The sequence below is a fragment of the Peribacillus sp. FSL K6-1552 genome (assembly GCF_038005205.1).
GTDB classification, from domain to species: domain Bacteria; phylum Bacillota; class Bacilli; order Bacillales; family DSM-1321; genus Peribacillus; species Peribacillus butanolivorans.
Map to the genome: position 1 here is coordinate 2,954,956 of NZ_JBBOST010000001.1, position 20,397 is coordinate 2,975,352.

18 protein-coding genes and 2 pseudogenes are annotated in these 20,397 nt (G+C 36.3%); 4 read left to right on the plus strand and 16 right to left on the minus strand.

Translation table 11 applies throughout. The features are described from left to right. Positions 1 to 41 precede the first annotated feature (41 nt). The 10 genes from NST21_RS14255 to NST21_RS14300 all read right to left on the minus strand — a co-directional run bounded on the left by NST21_RS14255 (position 42) and on the right by NST21_RS14300 (position 10,157). Entirely contained in the window at positions 42 to 1,208 is a 1,167-nt protein-coding gene (locus NST21_RS14255; RefSeq protein ID WP_340889734.1) for a HAMP domain-containing sensor histidine kinase, read from the minus strand. A gap of 368 nt (positions 1,209 to 1,576) precedes the next feature. Next, positions 1,577 to 2,716: an acyl-CoA dehydrogenase family protein gene (locus NST21_RS14260; protein ID WP_340889735.1), complete on the minus strand. Its 1,140-nt coding sequence runs from the start codon at positions 2,714 to 2,716 to the stop codon at positions 1,577 to 1,579. Positions 2,717 to 2,838: 122 nt separating this feature from the next. Beyond that, positions 2,839 to 4,086 carry a GTPase gene (locus NST21_RS14265; protein WP_340889737.1) on the minus strand — a complete coding sequence of 416 codons (1,248 nt, stop codon included), beginning with the start codon at positions 4,084 to 4,086 and terminating at the stop codon, positions 2,839 to 2,841. Positions 4,087 to 4,240: 154 nt separating this feature from the next. Continuing rightward, positions 4,241 to 4,993, minus strand: a complete 753-nt coding sequence (locus tag NST21_RS14270) for a helix-turn-helix transcriptional regulator (RefSeq protein WP_056522848.1) — start codon at positions 4,991 to 4,993, stop codon at positions 4,241 to 4,243. 262 nt (positions 4,994 to 5,255) lie between these two features. Then, the gene (gene map / locus NST21_RS14275; RefSeq protein ID WP_057215668.1) at positions 5,256 to 6,002 is read right to left on the minus strand and encodes a type I methionyl aminopeptidase; all 747 of its coding nucleotides are present in this window, start codon (positions 6,000 to 6,002) and stop codon (positions 5,256 to 5,258) included. Positions 6,003 to 6,339: 337 nt separating this feature from the next. Then, positions 6,340 to 6,501 (minus strand): hypothetical protein, encoded by a 162-nt coding sequence (locus NST21_RS14280; protein ID WP_340889741.1) that lies wholly within the window; start codon positions 6,499 to 6,501, stop codon positions 6,340 to 6,342. A 432-nt stretch (positions 6,502 to 6,933) separates the two neighbouring features. Next, positions 6,934 to 7,731, minus strand: coding sequence for an ABC transporter permease subunit (locus tag NST21_RS14285; protein WP_201249452.1), 798 nt, complete (start codon positions 7,729 to 7,731; stop codon positions 6,934 to 6,936). Between the two features lie 45 nt (positions 7,732 to 7,776). Next, on the minus strand, positions 7,777 to 8,574 hold the full coding sequence (locus tag NST21_RS14290; protein WP_340889742.1) for an ABC transporter permease subunit: 798 nt from the start codon (positions 8,572 to 8,574) through the stop codon (positions 7,777 to 7,779). A gap of 6 nt (positions 8,575 to 8,580) precedes the next feature. Next, positions 8,581 to 9,465 carry an ABC transporter ATP-binding protein gene (locus NST21_RS14295; RefSeq protein WP_340889743.1) on the minus strand — a complete coding sequence of 295 codons (885 nt, stop codon included), beginning with the start codon at positions 9,463 to 9,465 and terminating at the stop codon, positions 8,581 to 8,583. Between the two features lie 68 nt (positions 9,466 to 9,533). After that, on the minus strand, positions 9,534 to 10,157 hold the full coding sequence (locus tag NST21_RS14300) for a TetR/AcrR family transcriptional regulator (RefSeq protein WP_340889745.1): 624 nt from the start codon (positions 10,155 to 10,157) through the stop codon (positions 9,534 to 9,536). Between the two features lie 291 nt (positions 10,158 to 10,448). Between NST21_RS14300 and NST21_RS28855 the strand changes: the two are divergent. The 4 genes and pseudogenes from NST21_RS28855 to NST21_RS14320 form a co-directional block, all read left to right on the plus strand. Beyond that, positions 10,449 to 10,908 (plus strand): annotated as a pseudogene (locus tag NST21_RS28855) (transposase); the annotation flags it as partial. Between the two features lie 51 nt (positions 10,909 to 10,959). Further along, positions 10,960 to 11,118, plus strand: a pseudogene (locus NST21_RS14315) (hypothetical protein); the annotation flags it as partial. Positions 11,119 to 11,441: 323 nt separating this feature from the next. Beyond that, on the plus strand, positions 11,442 to 11,609 hold the full coding sequence (locus NST21_RS28860; RefSeq protein WP_445670597.1) for an SMI1/KNR4 family protein: 168 nt from the start codon (positions 11,442 to 11,444) through the stop codon (positions 11,607 to 11,609). A 96-nt stretch (positions 11,610 to 11,705) separates the two neighbouring features. Then, positions 11,706 to 12,335: a hypothetical protein gene (locus NST21_RS14320; protein ID WP_340889748.1), complete on the plus strand. Its 630-nt coding sequence runs from the start codon at positions 11,706 to 11,708 to the stop codon at positions 12,333 to 12,335. A gap of 1,058 nt (positions 12,336 to 13,393) precedes the next feature. Here NST21_RS14320 and manA read toward each other — a convergent pair. From manA to NST21_RS14350, 6 genes are all read right to left on the minus strand, one after another. Then, on the minus strand, positions 13,394 to 14,341 hold the full coding sequence (gene manA, locus NST21_RS14325; RefSeq protein WP_340889750.1) for a mannose-6-phosphate isomerase, class I: 948 nt from the start codon (positions 14,339 to 14,341) through the stop codon (positions 13,394 to 13,396). Between the two features lie 46 nt (positions 14,342 to 14,387). Further along, on the minus strand, positions 14,388 to 15,269 hold the full coding sequence (locus NST21_RS14330; protein ID WP_340889752.1) for an ROK family protein: 882 nt from the start codon (positions 15,267 to 15,269) through the stop codon (positions 14,388 to 14,390). 524 nt (positions 15,270 to 15,793) lie between these two features. After that, positions 15,794 to 17,308, minus strand: a complete 1,515-nt coding sequence (xylB, locus tag NST21_RS14335; RefSeq protein ID WP_340889754.1) for a xylulokinase — start codon at positions 17,306 to 17,308, stop codon at positions 15,794 to 15,796. 33 nt (positions 17,309 to 17,341) lie between these two features. Continuing rightward, positions 17,342 to 17,866 carry a type 1 glutamine amidotransferase domain-containing protein gene (locus tag NST21_RS14340; protein ID WP_340889756.1) on the minus strand — a complete coding sequence of 175 codons (525 nt, stop codon included), beginning with the start codon at positions 17,864 to 17,866 and terminating at the stop codon, positions 17,342 to 17,344. Positions 17,867 to 18,212: 346 nt separating this feature from the next. Next, entirely contained in the window at positions 18,213 to 19,121 is a 909-nt protein-coding gene (locus tag NST21_RS14345; RefSeq protein ID WP_340889758.1) for a ketose-bisphosphate aldolase, read from the minus strand. A 183-nt stretch (positions 19,122 to 19,304) separates the two neighbouring features. Then, the gene (locus NST21_RS14350; protein ID WP_340889762.1) at positions 19,305 to 20,396 is read right to left on the minus strand and encodes a PTS fructose transporter subunit IIC; all 1,092 of its coding nucleotides are present in this window, start codon (positions 20,394 to 20,396) and stop codon (positions 19,305 to 19,307) included. Between the last annotated feature and the right edge of the window lies 1 nt (position 20,397).

Here is a 20,397-nt window from a genome sequence, read left to right on the forward strand (position 1 = left end):
TATTCTCTCAAAACCGTCAATTCACTCAAACTTAGGATGGATTAATTCTTTAATCTATCACTTTCGTTTCTATGAATAGGAAGTTTAATACAGAAGCAAGTTCCTTTCCCTTTCACACTTGACACACTAATAGTTCCATTCATACTTTTGATAATACTATAAGAAACCATCATACCTAGTCCTGTCCCTTTTTCTTTTGTCGTAAAATAAGGCTCACCTAAGCGGCTTATTTGTTCTTTTGTCATGCCAACGCCTTTATCTTGAATCTTAATTTGGAGAGTTGGGGCGTGATGGATTAAATGTATGTATAGTTCACCATTAACTTGCATCGATTCGATGCCGTTTTTTAAAATATTAAACAAGCACTGTTGAAATTTTTTTCTTTCTCCTATGATATAATAAGCGTCATCTTCCAAAAGCGATAATTTTATGTCTATTCCATTCATGTTTGCCAAGGGCTTAATAATATTTACCGCATGCTGAATCTCATCGGACACTCTTAAGTGTTCTTTATTTTCAGGGGTTGTTGCTGCAAACGTTAAATAATCATTAATGACTTCTGTAGCTCGATCTAATTCCCTCAAAGCGATATTTGCATACTTTACCTTTGTTTGCGAAGAAACATCCTCTTGTAACATTTGAATATATCCTCTAGTTACAGTAAGGGGATTACGAACTTCATGTGAAATACTTGCAGCAAGGTGACTTACGATTTGTAACTTTTCTGCTTTTGCTAATTTTTCCAAAATCTGAAAATTAGCAAGGATGACCTCCCACAGAATAATCACAATAACAATGCCAACGACTTGGATTATAAAGTATTGTTTCCATAAACTTATACCTATATTGATTCCAAATATTTGTGTTGCAATAAACTGTGTAAGAATCTGAACAATAAAGATTAATAAAATACCAACGATATTTTTTTTGAAGACAGACATTTGTAAATAGTATTTAGAAATAAAAGAAATTGAAATACCAATTAACGGAAAAGTGATGCATGAAATATAAAATCCATTTTCTCCCCCCGACAAATATCGAATAATAAGAGTGATAGCTATTAATAAAAAACCTAATCGATAACCTCCATATAAACCACCTAAAAGAAATGGAATCCATCGGAGATCCCAAACAAAGTGTTCTTCTATTACTACTGGAAATAACATACATAAAACAAGTGAAAGAATAGGAAAATGGCTAAGAACCATCCTTTTAATGCATCTAAACGGTACACGTATTTCACTAGATACACCATTTGCAATAAAAAGATGGGAAGAAGAATTAATAAAAAGTTAATCAGTAAATCTTTAGTCATAAGGTTCATATCCACACCGAACTTTCAATGTTTTGCGAAAATTTTGAAATGCATATAAATCATAACAAGTTAGCGAATTTTAATCTAGTAAAATTATTGAGTAATTTTCAATAAAGAAATGCGCAAAACACTGAGGTACATAATAGAATACGAAACAAGAAGCGGTCGATTCAGTCTAAAAAATGAATAGGTGAGAACTCCTCAAAAAAGACAAAAAAAAGCACTGAAACAGTCATTTCAGTGCCGCACAAATATAATTCTTTAATAAAGAGCTGCTTTCGCGAGCATAGTAATCGTTGCATCGTCCATTGGGGGATTATGAAGTCCAGCACGTACATCTCTGTAATAACGTTGCAATGGGTTCGTCCGTTGTAAGCTTTTGGCCCCAACGACCCTCATCGCTTTATCAACGATAGATATTGATTTGTTTACGACTGATAACTTAACCGCGCCCAGCTCTTTCGATAATTCATCATGATTTTCGGTTTGTGTTTCCCATTTTTCCGCGACAGAATAGAGAAAATGGCGTGCTTCACTTAATTCCAGTTCAATTTCTCCAATCATTCTTTGAACATTAGGAAGATCTCGAATTGGTCCCGGCAGGCTATTTGGTGAATAAGTTTTCGCAAATTCGATTGCATAATTTCTCGCAGCCATTGCGATTCCTAAATAGCAGGCTGGTATATGTAACAGCCAGGATTCAGGTTCCTTCTTGCCAGGTTTGCTTTGCATGACATAATACTTTTCAGGAAGGATGACTTCATTTAACACTAAATCATGACTTCCTGTACCTTGCATGGAAATCATATCCCATGTTTCTTCTATACTTATCCCTTTTATGTTTCGATGAACCAAAAAGGTGCCAAGTTGCTCATCTTGGGGTACCCAGGCTGTAACAAGGAATATATCTAGGACAGGTGATAGGGTCGTAAAGGTTTTTCTGCCATCCAATACCCATTGATTACCTTTCTTGATAGCTGTCGTTTCAGGACGTCCTCCACGGGTCGGACTTCCTGTTCCTGCCTCTGATGCTGCCGTGTTGATGAGGGCACCTTTGGACACTGCATCAAACAATTCGTCCATGTCCTCTTTTTCCCATGGTCTTTTTTCAGTCAGAGAAAGTACCGTTCCTACATGCCAGCCGATTCCTAAAGCAGTTGGACCACAATACTCTGCTATTTTCTCCTGGCTAAGGAGGAAATCATACAAGGATCCACCATTACCTCCATACTCTTTTGCTAGCGTTAATTTAGGATATCCGAAATCCTTTAATTCCTGAATGTTTTCAAAAGGAAAGCCTTTTGATTCATCAAGATTTTCAGATCGTCCGGAAAAAGACTTAATCGCCGCCTCTAATTTTTGTATATATTCTTTTTGCTCTGCTGATTGAAAAAACGACATGAAGATCATCCCTTCTATATATGTAAAACAATATCCTATACCATCTAGCAGGGGAATCAGCATCTGCTAGAACTCACCTTTATCATATCACTTTAGTGGTGATTACAGTTTGAATCTGTACATTAAGAGTTAATGTCTTCATTTTTATATTGTTTATTAGCATTCTTATAAGCTTCTTTCGCTTGATTCATATCTTTATTTTCTATGAAATATGCAATGGCAGCTTGACCGATACCATAAGTAACAGCTCCCGCTACTGCACCTGAAACAGCAAGACCAGCACCTGGAATGAATCGAACTGCAGCCCGAACACCTTCCCTGACAAGCAGACCAATTCCGACGTTAATTCCTAAAGCTGTAATGAATTCACTGGCAGTTTTCGTATTGATATCTTTATCTGCGATAAAACCAATCACAACAATCATCAGGGCTTGGATACCAGTCAATATTGGAAAATCAGCAAAAGGGATTGGCTCGGCACCGATTAGACTGGCAATGGCCGTGAACGTACCTACGATAGTCCGCGCAAATTTTTTCTTAACGAATTGGCTCTGTATCGCCTTTGCAGTCTTTAGTTTCGCTTCACTGGGTAAGGCCTCAATTAAGTAATCAGAAAGCAAATCTATATTCCAGCGCATGTCATATTCAATATTTCCCTTTTCATCAAAATCAATATATGAACAAATTGGAATGATGTTCAATAGTGGGATTTCACTTTCTTTAAACCGCTTAGCCATTAAACCGATGGCCTCATCAATATGCTGTTTTTTCTTAGGGTGGGCATCAAAAGGTACTTGTTTATAATGTGGCGGATCTAATTCATCTACTTGGGTGATAACACAGATAACTGGCACATCATAATGATGTTTATCTTTCACAATTTTCCGCAATTTACTTAACTCTTGTAAATCCTCTTCAATCCGAGAATCCGTTTCTTTTGCTTTGATTAAGAAAAGAAACACATCCGGCTGTTCCTCAGTCACCGCTTTAATTAATTCATCCATTGGTGTCTCTTCTTCATAGTCTTCCGTAGGAGTCTCACTCTCACCCAATCCACGAGAGTCCAGCAGACGAATTTTAGGTTGAGAATCACTCGGATACCAAAGCCATTTACCTTTACCAGTTCCAGATTTAACGGGGCTAACGTATTGCCGTTCTTGGCCAAACATTGCATTAATCAGTGATGACTTCCCTGAACCGCGCCTCCCAACAAGAGCAATCCGCGGTTCCCTCGCATCGACCGTCATCGTTTTAAGCTTCAAAAGCTGACCGAGCATTTTGTTCTTTTTCGATTCTGAAATAGGTAATTTATCGACCTGACCTTTAATAAACGTAAACAAACTGCCCATTTCATCGTGTTTCTCTACCATATGAATTCCCCCTTGATAAGAACTGTTTTATAGAATATTTACCCCTGATTGGCTCAACTTAAGCATGTTCATCGAACCATCGCATTACATCAGCTAAAGGGGATTTATCTGTTCTTCAGGAAACTAGAACTGGATCGAATTGTTCGTTTCTCAGTCAGGATTTATCTTTTAGAAACATAACCACACTGGCCATGTATTTTTGAATTTCCTGTACTTGATATGCCGCTGAATCAGCAATCTGTTTGTAATGATGTTGTCCTTCATCCGTAATTCGTAAATAACGTTTTGTTCGTTTTTCACTTTCCCATCTGCCAACAAGCAGGCCGGTCTCTTCCATTTCATGTGATAAATCGTATAAATACCCGTTAGAAGCAATCCAACCGAACTGATTTTTAAGCAGGTCCCCTATTTCCCCCATATAAATGGGCTTCTTTTTGAAAGCCGCCTTCAATGTGACATAACGGACTAAGTCCTTTACGGATATTATTTTCGAGAAATAAGATCGGTATTCCTCAGGAAGTTCGTTCACAACCGGAGGGTTTTCACCAGATCCTTTTAAATCGAACATAAAGCGGTCAATGACATTTTTCACTTCAGAAAAGCGTTCTAGAAAATTCTCCTGGTACCATTTATAAAGTTCTTTCCCTTTTTCCGTTATTTGATAATAATTTCTTCCCTTGTTCGTGTATAATGATAAATGGCCGGATTCGACAAGAGTATTAGAAATCTTACATAAGTAGTCATAGCTATGCACTTTTCCAGTAAACGTATTTTTCAGGTCCTGATGAATCGCCCTTGGATAATTCGTTTTTACTGTTAAAGAATGCAGTAAAAAAATCGTTAAAAATTCTCTCTGACTTAAACCAACCGATTCTACCGTTGTAGACAGTTTTTCCCCCTTCTTCACTGTCAAAACCTCCTTTATATTGTGTATCAGTTAACTCGTTAGAATAAATATTTCTTCGTCCTACCCTTATTATCCTGTGCTACCACATAATAGTAAAGTTTTTAATGTATAATCTGCTTAGTACTATAGTTAGGGATTTCATCTATTATTGGTTGAATAGAATTCTGAATATTCTGCCGAGGTATTCTTTCAAATAAATAATGATATTTACGACATAAAAAAAGCAACGACCAATTATAGGCCGTTGCTTTTTAAAATACTCTTATTGTTCCGTTAAAATAATTGGAGCTTCTTTTGTAATAACAAGAGTATGTTCATATTGAGCGGAAAGTTTGCCGTCCGTTGTTCTAGCGGTCCAGCCGTCTTGGTCCATTTTCATATGCCATGTTCCTGCATTCAACATTGGCTCGATTGTGATGACCATTCCTTCTTTCAGACGAGCACCTTTACCTGGTTTACCATAATGTAAAACAGTAGGGTCTTCATGCATTGTTTTACCAATGCCGTGTCCTGTGAAATCACGGACAACAGAAAATTTTTCGCCTTCTGCATAAGATTGAATCGCATGCCCAATGTCACCAAGGCGATTGCCTGCCCGGGCAACTTCAATGCCTCTATAAAGTGCATTTTTTGTTACATCCATCAAACGTTGAGCTTCCTCGGAAACCTCACCAACTGCATAGGTCCACGCTGAATCCGCCAAACCACCATTAAGATTAACGACCATATCAATTGTTACGATGTCTCCCTCTTTCAAGGCCTTCTTTTGCGGGAAACCATGGCAAATTACATCATTCACAGATGCACAAGTTGCATATTTGTAGCCATTATAGCCCTTTTGTTCCGGCGTTGCACCGTGCTCTGCTAGATATTTGTCGACAAACTCTTCAATTTCCCAAGTTGTAATACCCGGCTTAATCATTTTAGCGATTTCTCTATGCGTCGCAGCAAGAAGCTTTCCTGCTTCATGCATCAAATGTATTTCTCGTTCACTTTTTATTGTAATCATTTAAAATCCTCTTTCGTTTAATATCTTTTCTGATTGAGACTCCTTATTTATCATATGCCTTTTTTTATATAAAAAGCAACCAAAAACCCGGTAAAATTACCGGGTTAATAAATTGATTGCTTTTTCTGTAACCGTAATTGGCTGGTAACAAACGTAATTCTCACAAATATAAAACGTTTTATCATCGTTTACCTTTTGACAACTATCAGTAAAAGACGCAAACTCCGCTAGTTTCTGGTTATCTTTGCTGACCAAGTAGGTGCACTGTGCTTCTATAAGTCATTCCTGCAAATCCTTGCTCACTGATATAAAATTGTGCAAGTGTATGGAAATGAGCCTACTCATACTTTTTTACTTCTTGCTCTTCTGTTTGAATAGGCATAAAAATTGATTCAGATGAAAACATATTAAAGTAGATATTAACAAGTACCTTATTTAGTTTTTGATTTACCACACTTCGCTTGGTATTGTCCAAAGCATTTTTCATTATTACTGCCACAGATTATCCTCATCTTTAGGGATGCTACTGTCTCCACATACATATATAAATGACCTTTTTCTGTTTTCCTGAATAAGTAACTTGTAACTCACACATTGTAGCTGTGGATCAATAGGAATCTAATTTCTTTTAAAAGAATCCTAGTTATATGACTTTTTTATCATTGTAAGGACTTAACTAAAATGTGTTCATGAAACTATACTAACTCCAGCCATCACGATTTATTTATTAGGCTTTAGTTAATTCATAAAAGCGCCCTTTTCTGGAATAAAGCTCAAGGATTTAAATATTTACAAAGCCTGAGTACTAATAGTTAAATTTTTCATAAATCTTTTAGTTTTTTCTTTCAAAAGTTTTATTTAATAGGCAATGTTACATTTCATTGTTGCTTTTTATTCCCATGAAAAAAGACCGAAAATTACGGTCTTTGTACTAAACATTCAAATCTCTTTTTTTATAAAAAACATAGGTTACGACCAAAAGTGTTAGAATCAATATTAGTGAAATTACTACAAATATTACATCCAAACCACCGCCATACATTACATTTTTCGCTTCAAAATATTTAAATGGTGTAAGATACCTTAAGCCTTCAAGGTTCTCATTCAAATCAATAACGATTGATAACAAATACGTTAGTAAAAGGATTCCAGCCGCTACAGATGCAGCCGTTTTTGGCTTCTTCTTTACAGCAGCAAGTGCGCTGCCGATGACCATGAACAAGACCTGCAAAAAGAACATTGCCGCCATTAATATGGCTATTTCACCATTAACCGCCTCACCATCGCTGTATTTCCCTAAAAGAATAATGGACGAAACGAATGTTGCGAGATTAAAGATTACGATATTAGTGAATGCTGCCAAAAGCTTATTTGTAATGACTTTACTTCTAGATACTGGTTTGACGAATAAAAACTCGGATGTTTTATCCCGTTCTTCTTTGGCAATAATGGTTGCTCCAAGCATTACCGCATGAATGGTTGCCATTAATAATAAATAGAGAAAAAGCATTCCATAGTAGCCGCTGGCCTTCGTTAAATCTAAATCACTGAAACCCAATACAGCCCGCAGCGATTTTGGAATATCTGCGATCAAATCATTTATCGATTGCCCCGATGACGAATATGCTTCATATTTAGTCATTCCTGATGTCACCATAAGAAAGACACCGATGCTCCAAAATATGAGCGATTTTCGATGATACTTCATTTCTTTTAAAAATATATTCATGACCCAACTCCTCCATTTAGCGATCCACAAGTAAAGCAAGCATTCTTAAACAGCATGTATATCCTTCTTGTTATAGACGACATAGCTAGCTGCTATGGCAAGAATGATAATAACTGCACCAACAATCAAAAATGTTGCTTCATAGCTGGAATGTTTAATGATATAGGCCGCGTCGAAATATTTAAACGGGGAAAAATAACGTTTCACTTCATCACCTGTCGTATCACTGAACATTCCCACAAAGTAGAAAACAAAGACAGTGGCAAGCGAGACGGTCAGCACGGATTTGATCCTTTGGACAATAACAGAAATGATGATTCCCAAGGCTAAGAATAGTAGTTGAATGAAAAAAATTGTAAGCGACAGCAAAAAGAAAATTTTCAAGCTAAACTCATCAGTCTTGACTTGTAATGCCACAAAGCTAGCTGCCGCGAAATAAACGATGTTCGTCATGACAATCGAAACAAAAGCTGCCAATAACTTGGCTGTCAAAATTTTAGTACGGGTAACAGGCTTCGTTAACAAAAAGTCCGCTGTTTTTGCAAGGACTTCCTTGCTAACAATAGAAGTGCCGAGATTCATTGCCTGGATTGCTGCGCAAAGAGTAATAAACGATAATGGGAAGCTATAGAATCCTATAATAGTAAAGAAATTTTCTTGATTAAACCCAAGTGCGTTTCTTATCGCAGCTGGATAATTTTCCAATATTTTTTTAAAATCCTCTGCATCCTCTGCAAATGAGGAATACATCGACATGAAAATAACGATGATCACAATTAACGATAGAGACCATATGATCGTAGACTTTCGATAAGCCTTCAATTCATGCATAAAGATATTCATAGTTTCTTAGGCCTCCTTTTCGTAATAATGCATAAATATCTCCTCAAGGTCCGGCTCTTCGATCCAAAGGTTCACGATTTCAATTTCCGCGATTCTTTTCATCACCGTATTGATATTACCTCTAAATAAAAAGCTGATTACGTTATTGTTAACCTCTATTTTATTGACCCCTCCGATTTGGAAATAATTCTTATCTAGGGCAGATTTCGTCTCAATTTTAAACTTTTTATAGTTGTTCTCCTGTAACGTACTAATCTTTTCTACCGTTACGATTTTACCTTCTTTAATGATGGCAACTCGATTACATAATCTTTGAACCTCGCTGAGGATGTGCGACGAAAATAGGATCGTTGCACCTTTTTTATTCTCTTCCTCTAATAGTTCAAAGAATTTTTGCTGCATTAATGGGTCAAGCCCGCTCGTGGGTTCATCCAAAATAATAAGTTTAGGTTCATGGAGAAGCCCTTGAACAATCCCGACCTTTTTCTTGTTTCCTAAAGAAAGGTCATCAATTTTTTTATTGAGATCCAAGTCCATTATTTCTGCTAAATCTTTGATTCTCTTACTACAATCCTTTTTATAAAAACTGGCTGAATATTTTAAAAGTTCCTTTACTTTCATATTGTCATAGTAAAAAACTTCTGATGGTAAATAGCCAATTTCCTTTTTTATTTCTGGAGCAAATCGAATACAGTCTTTCCCAAAAATCGTGGCGCTGCCGCTCGTTGGGTAAATGAGCGATAATAATGTGCGAATCGTTGTCGACTTCCCGGCACCATTCGGTCCTATAAACCCGAAAATTTCACCCTGTTCAACATTAAAACTAATATCGGATATTCCTCTTGATTTGCCGTAAGTTTTGGTTAGATTTTTAATTTCTATTACGTTCATTTATAATTCCTCCCTTTTTTCTCATCGGTATGCGGAATTACCAATTTTAGATATGATTGATTACTACCTTATTCGTACAAAGAAACCCTTAGTATTTCCAGGTATTCTTCCATTTCTGCCATTGTCTCATCGCTAGCGATTTGCTCCAGGGATAGGGACGATACTTTTTCTTGCATTTGATACGCGAACCCTTCTAATGTCCAATTAATAATGTTGATCGCCTTTTTAATATCAATCCCTTTTTTAAATTTAGAAAGATCAATATCGGAAAATAATTTATTAAAGGAACTTTCAAACAATTCCTTCCCCCTGCTGTTTATATCAATTTTCACTGCAGGGGAGGAGTCTTTATAGATCGACTTAACGAAGTTTAACATTTCAGGGTAAATTTGATATATTTCAATTTTCAGTAATGCGATTTGCCGATAACGGACAAAAATGTCTTTTTCTTCCCAATTTATTTTTTCCATAATTTTATCCATTAGAATATCGATCATATGTTCATACAAGAATAAATATAATTGCTTTTTATTTTGAAAATAATGAAATAATAACCCCTTTGATATTCCTGCTTCCTTGACGATTTCATTGGTGGATGCATTGTCATATCCCTTCTGGGCAAATTCCTTTATCGCAGCATTTATTATACGGTCTTGTTTTTCCTTATCCATGTTCAAAAATTTTGAAAACATAGGGGCGGCCCTCTTTTCTTTCATTCTAAATTTACAGTTGACCACATCAGTCAATCAAATTGTACTCCCGTTGACCTCTCTGGTCAATATTGTTCAAGCTATATTTTTTACAAAAAAATGAAATTGTTGCATTTGTAACTTTTGAATAATGTTTGCTCAAATTAATACTATTAACCTTGATAAACGAAAAAAAGAAAGAGCGTGTTTTGAAAAGGTTATGTTCGTATAATTTGTTGCTGAGGAAGTCATACTGTTATAATAGTCAAACTTATTATGACAGGAGCGATTTTGATGTGGCTAGATATTTATGAACAACTTTCAGCCCTTCCCAAAGGTGAACAAATGAAGCTCTTCTATGCAATTAAAGACGATTTGTTTCCTGATTCTACTGCTAATATTTCAGATAAGATTGTAGATATTCGAGAGAAACGTTTTTCTAATGGATTAGCTTGTGTACATTGTGGGAGTATGTCTGTTAAAAGATTTGTTTCCTGATTCTACTGCTAATATTTCAGATAAGATTGTAGATATTCGAGAGAAACGTTTTTCTAATGGATTAGCTTGTGTACATTGTGGGAGTATGTCTGTTAAAAGGAATGGTACATATAAAGCTCGTCAGCGTTATCTTTGTAAGGATTGTGGTAAATCGTTTAATGATATGACAGGTAGCCCTTTGTCTGGTACGAAATATCCTCATAAATGGCTCAAATACATCAAAATGATGATAGATGGTTGTTCTTTACGAACAATTATTTGTCCGTGGTCAAATGATTGGTATGAATATTTTAGACTTGGAGGATATGAAATAATTGAATGGTTAGAGATTAAAATAGAAAATAATCCTATAAGAAAGGACATATTAGACATATTAAGGAAAATAAATGTACCAGGTGAAATACTAGAGTCTTCCATCAAAATATATGGTTATGTTAAGACAGGGACGTATGTTAAATATATATAATGTGTTTAAGTTTGAATTGCCACTAGATTAGTTTTATCACCAAAGAACAGTCGGGTGTGTTAGTTCTACAAGGGACAGCAATTGCTGCCTCTATTGTTTTGACTTGAACAACAATCACATTACGAACATAGCCTTTCGTAAAAATTGTTGCTATAAAAAATAAGGTAAAAATTTTTTGTAGTATGATAGTAAGATAGGTTTTTCAGCTAACGAGGAAAGTACGTACAAAAAATAAGCCGTTGCTTGAAAATCAATAATAATCCAACTTTTATGAGGTGAATGCGTTAGTAAAAGGTGTATGGGAAGCAAGTAATGACGAGTATATGTTACAACCATTAACAGACGAAACCGTAAAAAAAGCAGAAGAATTATTTAATGTAACGTTACCAAACTCGTACATTGCTATTCTTAAGCAACAAAATGGGGGCAACCCATCTGTAATGCTCATCCTTCTCCTGTTTCTACCGTCTGGGGTGAATCTTTTGTTATAGTGGAACACATTAAAGGGATTGGTGCCAGAAATGGAATACTTTAAAATGATTATTACATAAAAGAGTGGGAACTGCCGGAAGGACTTATTTTATTCAATGGAGACGGTCATACTTGGCTCGCATTTGATTACCGCAATGCCACCTCTGCCCCCCATTGTTTATGTAGACGTTGATTTGGAACAAATTATACAAATCGCAGATAGCTTTGAAGAATTTCTAAAAAACCTATACCTTGAAAATGAGGAATTTGATTTTGAGGGAATGGAGGTAAAGGAATACAATAAACAAGACCTTGAAAAGTTTATTCAAGAAGATAATGTAGATGAATTAATACGTGCTATACCGGACCTATCACAAGGCGATGTGGATTTGAAGTGGTTTGGAAATCTACTTATAACTTTAAGTAATTATCACGACGGATATGTGAGATGTTGTGTTGCTAACAGTGTTTGGTATTCTCTTACATATAGATTAGATGATGAAATTCTACATTCATTGATAGAAAATTTCAAGAATGATGTCGATAGTGAAGTTCGAATGTATGCCGAACTTGCGATCGAAAAAATGAACTATTCGTTCGAACAACTAAAACAAGATGTCTATAAGGGAGAAACGGTCATCCTTTCTTTCCAAGATAAAATTTATCACGTTAATGAACATTCCAATCAATGGCATCTATCTGACTACCAATCTGACTTACTAGGTAAGGTTGGTTATTTTAGATAACTGACACCAGTGGCGTGTTAACGTAAAATGCCTCTAACTAGAAATAGCCCACTGACAAGAACACTGGTTTACCCTCCTTATTAGCTTATTGAAATGCAGGTGGTCCCCACGGTAGCCAATTCACAGGATTAGTTTTAGGTTGTAGAAGATATGGTGATTTTTTCATAAGCCAACCAATTTTTCTTTTCATTTGGTCTATCCTTGTTTAACATTTCAAGTTCACGACCAGCAATCATTATTCAACCACTTTTGGATTTTTTTGGTTGCTGATTTAAAATTAAACATACCCAAAAACACAAATAAAATCTCAGGTGTAATAAGGAAATTTCTATGAGTTTTCGAGAGGTGTTCTTTCTGTTAACCATTTAATCAGGACTGTACGAGTAACAACGTTATCAGTCAAGAATTCCTCCTCTATTAATAGGAAAGCCGTCCCCATTAATGGTCTTATATCCAATCCAGTAATATCACATTCTCAAAAAAAACTTGATGAAAATGAGCTGACCTACTCTCATATAATTGAACTATTTTAGTCTCTTGGCCGGGACAATATTTTTTTACAAAAGAAATAATCGCATTTTTATATTGCCCACCCTTATTGGTTTAGATAAAGCATCAAGCACGACAATTTGATACAATGAATTAACTGTTTTGTTCTTTCTTCCTAAGGATAAGGTTGTTTGGAACATTCTTGCAACACTAAGGAAAGTAGCCTTTTCTTCGTAATCTAAATTTTCTTTAAATTTAGTTCATCATCTGTAAATCCATATTTTTGTTTATTAGCATTTTATACATGTTCCCCACTATTGCTCCTCATATATAAAACCACCAGATTCCAAGTGCCAATATCATCAAATAACTTCTCAAAATTGAATGATTAATTTTCTACATTAAACAATTCTCCCCAATTGTTTAATGACATAAAAAATAGCACTATCAATTATAGATAGTACTTGAATTAATTTTCTTGTTGTAGTCTTAATCTTTGAAAATTAACCTTTACCAAACTTAATGAAATTTATTTCAACCCTTTTGGGACTTTCCTGTCTAATTAGTTGTTATGGGTGCGATACAATAATCTCCATCGTTCCTTCTAGAATGAATTCACCTATGTTTGAAGGCAAAATAAAATGATCACCTTTTCCAATTGTATAACTTTCATTTCCAACCTCAAAATTACCTTCTCCCCTTAGAATACTAAAGAGCATAAATGGTTTATCCTGAACAAAGGTAGATTTTCCGATAATATCCCATTTGTAAACAGAAAAATATTCTGCTTCTACAAACGTGGTTAACTTAGCACCGGGTTTCACTTCATATTTCAACTCTAGTTCAACGTTGATATGAGGAACTGCGGTAACTTCAATTGCCTTTTTTATATGTAACTCCCGCTTATTTCCGCTTTGATCTGTACGGTCGTAATCATACACTCTATATGTAGTATCTGAATTTTGTTGTATTTCTAAGACGAGAGTCCCTTCACACAGCGCATGAATCGTTCCACTTGGAACATAGAAGAAGTCACCCGGCTTGATTTTTACTCGTTGAAGGAGCTCGTTCCAGTTTTCTGCATCTACTTGCTGAATGAATTCATCTTTTGTTTGAGCAGTATGTCCGAAAACTAGCTCTGCATTTTCTTTACAATCGATAATATACCAGAACTCTGTTTTCCCAAGTTCTCCTTTTTCGTGAACTTTTGCATAGTCATCATTCGGGTGAACCTGAACAGATAAATCTGTGTTTGCATCAAGCACCTTTGTTAACAATGGAAATACGTCCGACGGGTAGTTTCCAAAAATATCATGATTGGATTTCCATAGATCTCTGATAGTTTTACCACTATAAGGACCATCTTTAACCACACTCTGTCCATTTGGATGGGCAGAAATAGCCCAGCTCTCTCCTGTATGTTCGGTTGAAATTTCGTAATTAAATTGATCTCTTAAAGCAGTACCTCCCCATATCCGCTCTTGAAAAACCGGCTTAAGAAATAATGGTTTATTCATAAATAAAAAGGCTCCTTTTGATTAAAAATTTTTTGATGCCCTTAAATTAAAATTCTGTATTTCTTGCATTCATAGCAAGAGCCAGAGCACCGCTGATTCCTGCATTATGACCTAATCTAGAAGGTACTATATATTCCTCGATTTCAGATAAGATGGCAGAATGATGAATGTAGCCATTGACAAACTCTTTAACTTTATTTTGTATTAGATGAAACAACTGCTTCTGCATCATCACTCCGCCTCCTAAGATGATCTTTTTGGGTGATAAGATTAACATGTAATTCATCAATGCCTGCGCTAGATAAAAGGCTTCCATTTCCCAAACTTCAGCTTGATTTTGAAGTTCCAAACCAGCCTTCCCCCATCTTTCAGAAATTGCTGGACCAGACGCAAGGCCTTCTAAACAATCTTTATGGTAAGGACATTTTCCTTCATACTGATCTAATGGATGTCTACGTACCAAAATATGGCCCATTTCAGGATGATTAAGTCCGTGGAGTAATTTCCCTCCTACAATTGCACCCACCCCAATACCAGTTCCGACCGTCATATAAATACAGCTGTCTACATCCCTGGCAGCTCCCCAGACTTTTTCCCCAAAAGCAGCTGCATTTACATCAGTATCAAATCCGATTGGAATAGGAAAATGCTTCTTTAATTCGCCTAGAATATCATAATTTCGCCAGGCGACTTTCGGCGTCATAGTAATATGACCATATTGTGGACTTTCTACATCTAAATCAACAGGCCCAAAAGAACCGAGGCCTATGCTCGATATTGAATACCCCCGAAAAAAATCAATAACATTGTCCATCGTTTCTTTCGGTGTCGTTGTCGGAATTGAACTTCTTTCGATGATTTTCCCTTGTTCATCTCCAACTGCACATACGAATTTTGTTCCTCCTGCTTCTATCGCACCTAAATTCATAGTTTCCCTACCCACCCTTTTTTTTCTAAGTTTGTGGTACCCACTCGATTTGAAATGTCATTCTAGATAAAATATAAAAACGGAATCATGGTACTTCAATAACTGGAAATTCTCTTATTAAATGCAGTCGAATCTTCTTCTTTTTTTGATCCTTTTCAATCGCCCCATATAAAAAGCATTAATGCCACTCTAATAATGTCTATAGTGATTAATTTTAAAAATCATAAGCAACCCATCATCAGACCACTGTCTAAGAATCAATAATCTATGAGTTTTCATATCTAGCCTTAACTCAAATAAATAAGTTAGCATATTCACCACACGTCGTTTTTCAATTGCATGTGTACACTTAAAAAAACAGTAAAAAAGCTAATGTGTAGAACTGAATTTTGTGAGGGTGTGTGTCAGAATATTCAGTTAACTAAAAGTGGACCAATAGGTATCATATGCCAATAAATTCTCAAGGCAAATCTGCACATGATACAGAGTTGCCTTTTTATTTTCCGAATGGTAATTATATACAATTAATAAGTTTGATTATTTATCTGATTTAAATCAAATAATTGATGATTAATTGATGCCGTTTGAGTGTAGATGTCTTTATAAAGTTGGTATAACTTCTTATATTTGTTCACATTTTCTTGGATTGGATAATAACTATATGAAATAGAGACGTATTTACTTGCACATTCTTTAAGGGTATTGAACCATCCAAGTCCTGTTGCTGCAATCATGGCAGCGCCCATTCCTGGCCCTTGATCATTATTTAATTTTATAATTTTTGCATCAAAAATATCTGCTTGAATCTGTAGCCAAAGGTCACTGTTTGCTCCGCCACCGATCGAAATAATCGTATCAATAGCAGGACCGTTACTTCTAAATACCTGTAACGTCTCATGTATCGAAAAGACGATGCCCTCAATCACTGCTCTGACAAAATCCTGCTTTCGATGCGTACCGTTAATGCCGGTAAATGTTCCTCTAATTTTAGAATCCGCATGTGGGGTCCTTTCACCTATTAAATAAGGTGTAAATAATAGATAATTAGCTCCAACTGAAGATTCTCCTGCTTTTTCTAGTAGAGAGGAAAAATTTTCGCTTTCCATGAATGTTTGTTTAAACCAACGTAAACTATAACCTGCAGCTAGAGTCACACCCATCTTATAATAAGAATCTTTTTCAATATGATTAAAAAAATGAACGTTAGCATTTAAAGTTCTGCTCGAATCCTTATCGTATGCTAGCAACACCCCTGATGTGCCAATACTGCATAATGCCTTTCCTTTTGAAAGAATACCTGCACCAACAGCACCGCAAGCATTATCTGCTCCACCAGCAAAGACTTTTGTAGACACAGATAATCCAGTATATCCGGCTATTTCCGGTAACAGATTTCCAACGAATTCACCCGATTCCACTAATGGGGGACAAATTTCTTTTGGCAAATCCAACGATTGAATGATTTCGGTACTCCAAGACTGATTTTCGATATTTAACAGAAGAGTGCCTGCTGCATCTGAATATTCACTTGCTATCCGGCCAGTTAAGCGAAAACGGAGATAATCCTTCGGAAGTAAAAAAACACTAATATTTCTAAAATTCTCTTCCTCATTCTCTTGAACCCACAGTAATTTAGGAAGGGTAAGTCCTTCTAACGCTGGGTTTTTTGTGATTTCCAGCAGACGACTGCCCAATTGCTTTTTTATTTTTAGACATTGTGAGGTCGAGCGTGTATCATTCCATAGAATTGCAGGTCTAATCACCTTATCTTCACGATTCAATAAAACTAGACCATGCATTTGTCCTGAAAAGCTCAGTCCTTCGATATCAGAAGAAGGAACAGCGGATAATTGGACAAGCTCGGTTAATGCCTGAAGCGTCTGAAGGACCCATTGTTCAGGGTCTTGTTCGCTGTATCCCGGTTTTTCATGAATTATCGGATACTCCTTCGTTACCGTCTGTTTGACTTCTCCTTCCTGACTTACAAGAATGACTTTTACAGAGCTTGTGCCAAGATCAATCCCAATCACATATTTCATACAAGCCATCCTTCCAGAACCTCTTCCTCACACTCACTTTTGTTCCAAAACATTGATAAATTCTCTTAAATAGTCTGGAAGATCTGGCGGGCGGCGGCTTGATACAAGATGTCCGTCTGTCACAACTGGTTCGTCATACCAAATGGCGCCTGCATTTTCCATATCATCCTTAATTCCCGGTGTACTGGTTACCTTTTTCCCCTGTAAAATTTTAGCGGAAACTAATACCCAGCCCGCATGGCAAATTTGCCCGATAGGTTTTTCATTTGCATCCATATGCTGAATCAATGAAATCACTTCAGGAAACCGTCGTATTTTATCAGGTGCCCAGCCTCCTGGGACAAGGATTGCGTCATATTCCTCTGGCTTTATATCTCGATACGCTAGTTCGGAATGAGCAGGTACACCGTATTTTCCAATATATTTTTCATTTGCTTCTTCTCCAGCAAGATGGACAATTGCTCCTTCTTCCTTGAGTCTAAGAATAGGATACCAAAGCTCTAAATCTTCAAATTCATCATGCACCAGACTGACAATTTTCCTTCCTTTTAATCGCATGTTATAACCTTCCCTTCAAATATGTTAGTCTACCATTCACCATAAGTTGCCAGAAAATAGAAAGGAAAGGCAACAAGTCAAAGATAAGACTTGTGGCCACTTTCATATTATCTATATAAATACAACTTGATTATCGACACTAACTACTTTTATCAAAGAGTACTTACAAACGATGATCCTGACATCTTGAATGTACTCTCAAAGGTCCACATATGCGGATGGCGTCCACCCCGTATGGGGGACGTCATCCGCTTAGGTTTAGAAAATCTGACATGGATGGATGCTCTTTAACCATGTCAGATTTTCTACATCGATTTATTTACCAACATCCGATCTCGTGAAAATCTTAGTATAAACTAACACTTTCAACTTGACGTTGTTCATTACGTAATTCTTTATATAACTCTGCTTTTCCGATAGAATTAAATAGGTTCATCTTATGGTTAATCACATTTTGGGCTTCTACAATACATTCAGGATAAATTGCATTTGGATCCCACAATTCTGTAGTGCTTAAAATTTCACGAGCCTTTTTAAAATAAGAGAACTTCATATCACTTGAAATATTAACTTTACATACCCCTAGCTGTACTGATTCAGAAACCTCACTATCTGGGTTAGCAGACCCACCATGAAGAACCAATGGAATGTCAACAAGTTGATTAATTTCTTTCAAAATATCCATTTGAAGTTCTGGTTTAACGTCTTTTGGGTATATGCCATGAGCTGTACCAATCGCAACAGCTAGTGTATCTACGCCTGTTCGTGCTACAAAGTCTTCTGCTTGTGCCGGATCAGTGTAAGTGACGGTAGTAACTCCTCCTTCAATAGAGTTACCTGTTTGCCCAATAGTGCCAAGCTCCCCTTCTACAGAAACTCCAACACCATGTGCAAGTTCTACTACTTGCTTTGTTAACTCTACATTTTCTTCATAGGGTAACAATGACCCATCAATCATTACTGAAGTGAAACCACATTTAATAGCTCGCATGATGTCTTTAATTGAACCACCATGATCTAAATGAAGCACAAATGGTACGTGACTTACATAAGCACGATGCTTTGCATATGAGAAAAACTCATCAGTTAAAAACTCTAATTCAGATGGGTGAATAGCTATAATAGCTGGTGAATTTACCTTTTCGGCTTCCTCAACAACCGCTCTTAAGAATGTACTATCCGCAACATTAAATGCTCCTACCGCAAATTTATTTTCTTTGGCTACTGAAAGTAATTCTTTCATTGTGATTAACATAATCTATCCATCTCCTTTAGTTTTTAATAGTATTATTTTTCACATTTGTTTTAGAATCCAAAAAATCAAGTTTTGGCATCACACCCTTCAGATATAGCCTATGGGATACTTTCTATCGAATATAATGATTAATACTCCAGACCCCGCAGTAAACAAAGCGCTTTCAAATTAATTAACAAACAATTATTCTACTTTAAATACAATGTCATCATAAGATACGTTATCATTTTCGGTGTCATCAAAATCTTCATCCGCTTCAGTTACCGGCTTTTTCAATAATGATAAAGTTACACCGCAAATGACAGAACCTATTAATAGCGATATGCAGAACAACCATGGATGGGTAAACAGCGGAACTACAAACAATCCACCGTGAGGTACTGGAGCTTCAACACCCCAGATCATAATTAGTCCTCCAGCTATAGCAGAGCCAATGACACAAGAAGTAACTACACGAATTAGATCTCGTGCTGCGATTGGAATAACACCTTCTGTAATCATACAAATCCCCATTGGAAATGCTGCTTTTAACGCTTCTTTTTCCGATTGTGTATATTTGTTTTTTGTAATAAAATAAGATAATGTAATACCTAATGGTGGTATGATTGAGCCCACAAACTTGACAGCCTCTGGTCCATAGATCCCTTGGACCAACATTCCATCCGCAAAAAGTGACATTGTTTTATTGACTGGTCCGCCAAAATCAAAGGTAGCCATCATCCCCAAGATAGCTCCTAACGTAAATTTTGAGCCGCCCTGCATTGATTCAAGCATGTTCGTCAAACTATCTTGCAGCCATACAATTGGTTGACCGATAATTAGGAATATACAAAGACCGCACATCAACGTTGCTAAAAAAGGAATAACTAAAATGGGCATTAACCCTTGCATCGATTTTGGCAATTTTACGTACTTTTTAATGCCAATAACGACATAACCAACCAAAAATCCCCCTAACATACCACCAATAAAGCCAGCATTAATCTGTGCACAAATAAAACCAACAATCAATCCTGGTACAATCCCAGGGCGATCAGAAATAGAATATGCAATTGCTGCGCAGATAACAGGGACAACCAATCCCATTCCCCAACCGCCAATTTGATTAATCATATATGGAATTGTACCTTCTGCTTTACTAACATTCATCCCGCCTAAAATTTGTCCTAGCGCTATACACAGCCCAGATGCAACGATTAGGGGTATCATATATGAAATACCTGTCAGTAAATGTCCTTTAATTGCTGAAGCAGTATTATTAGCTTTAGTGTGCATA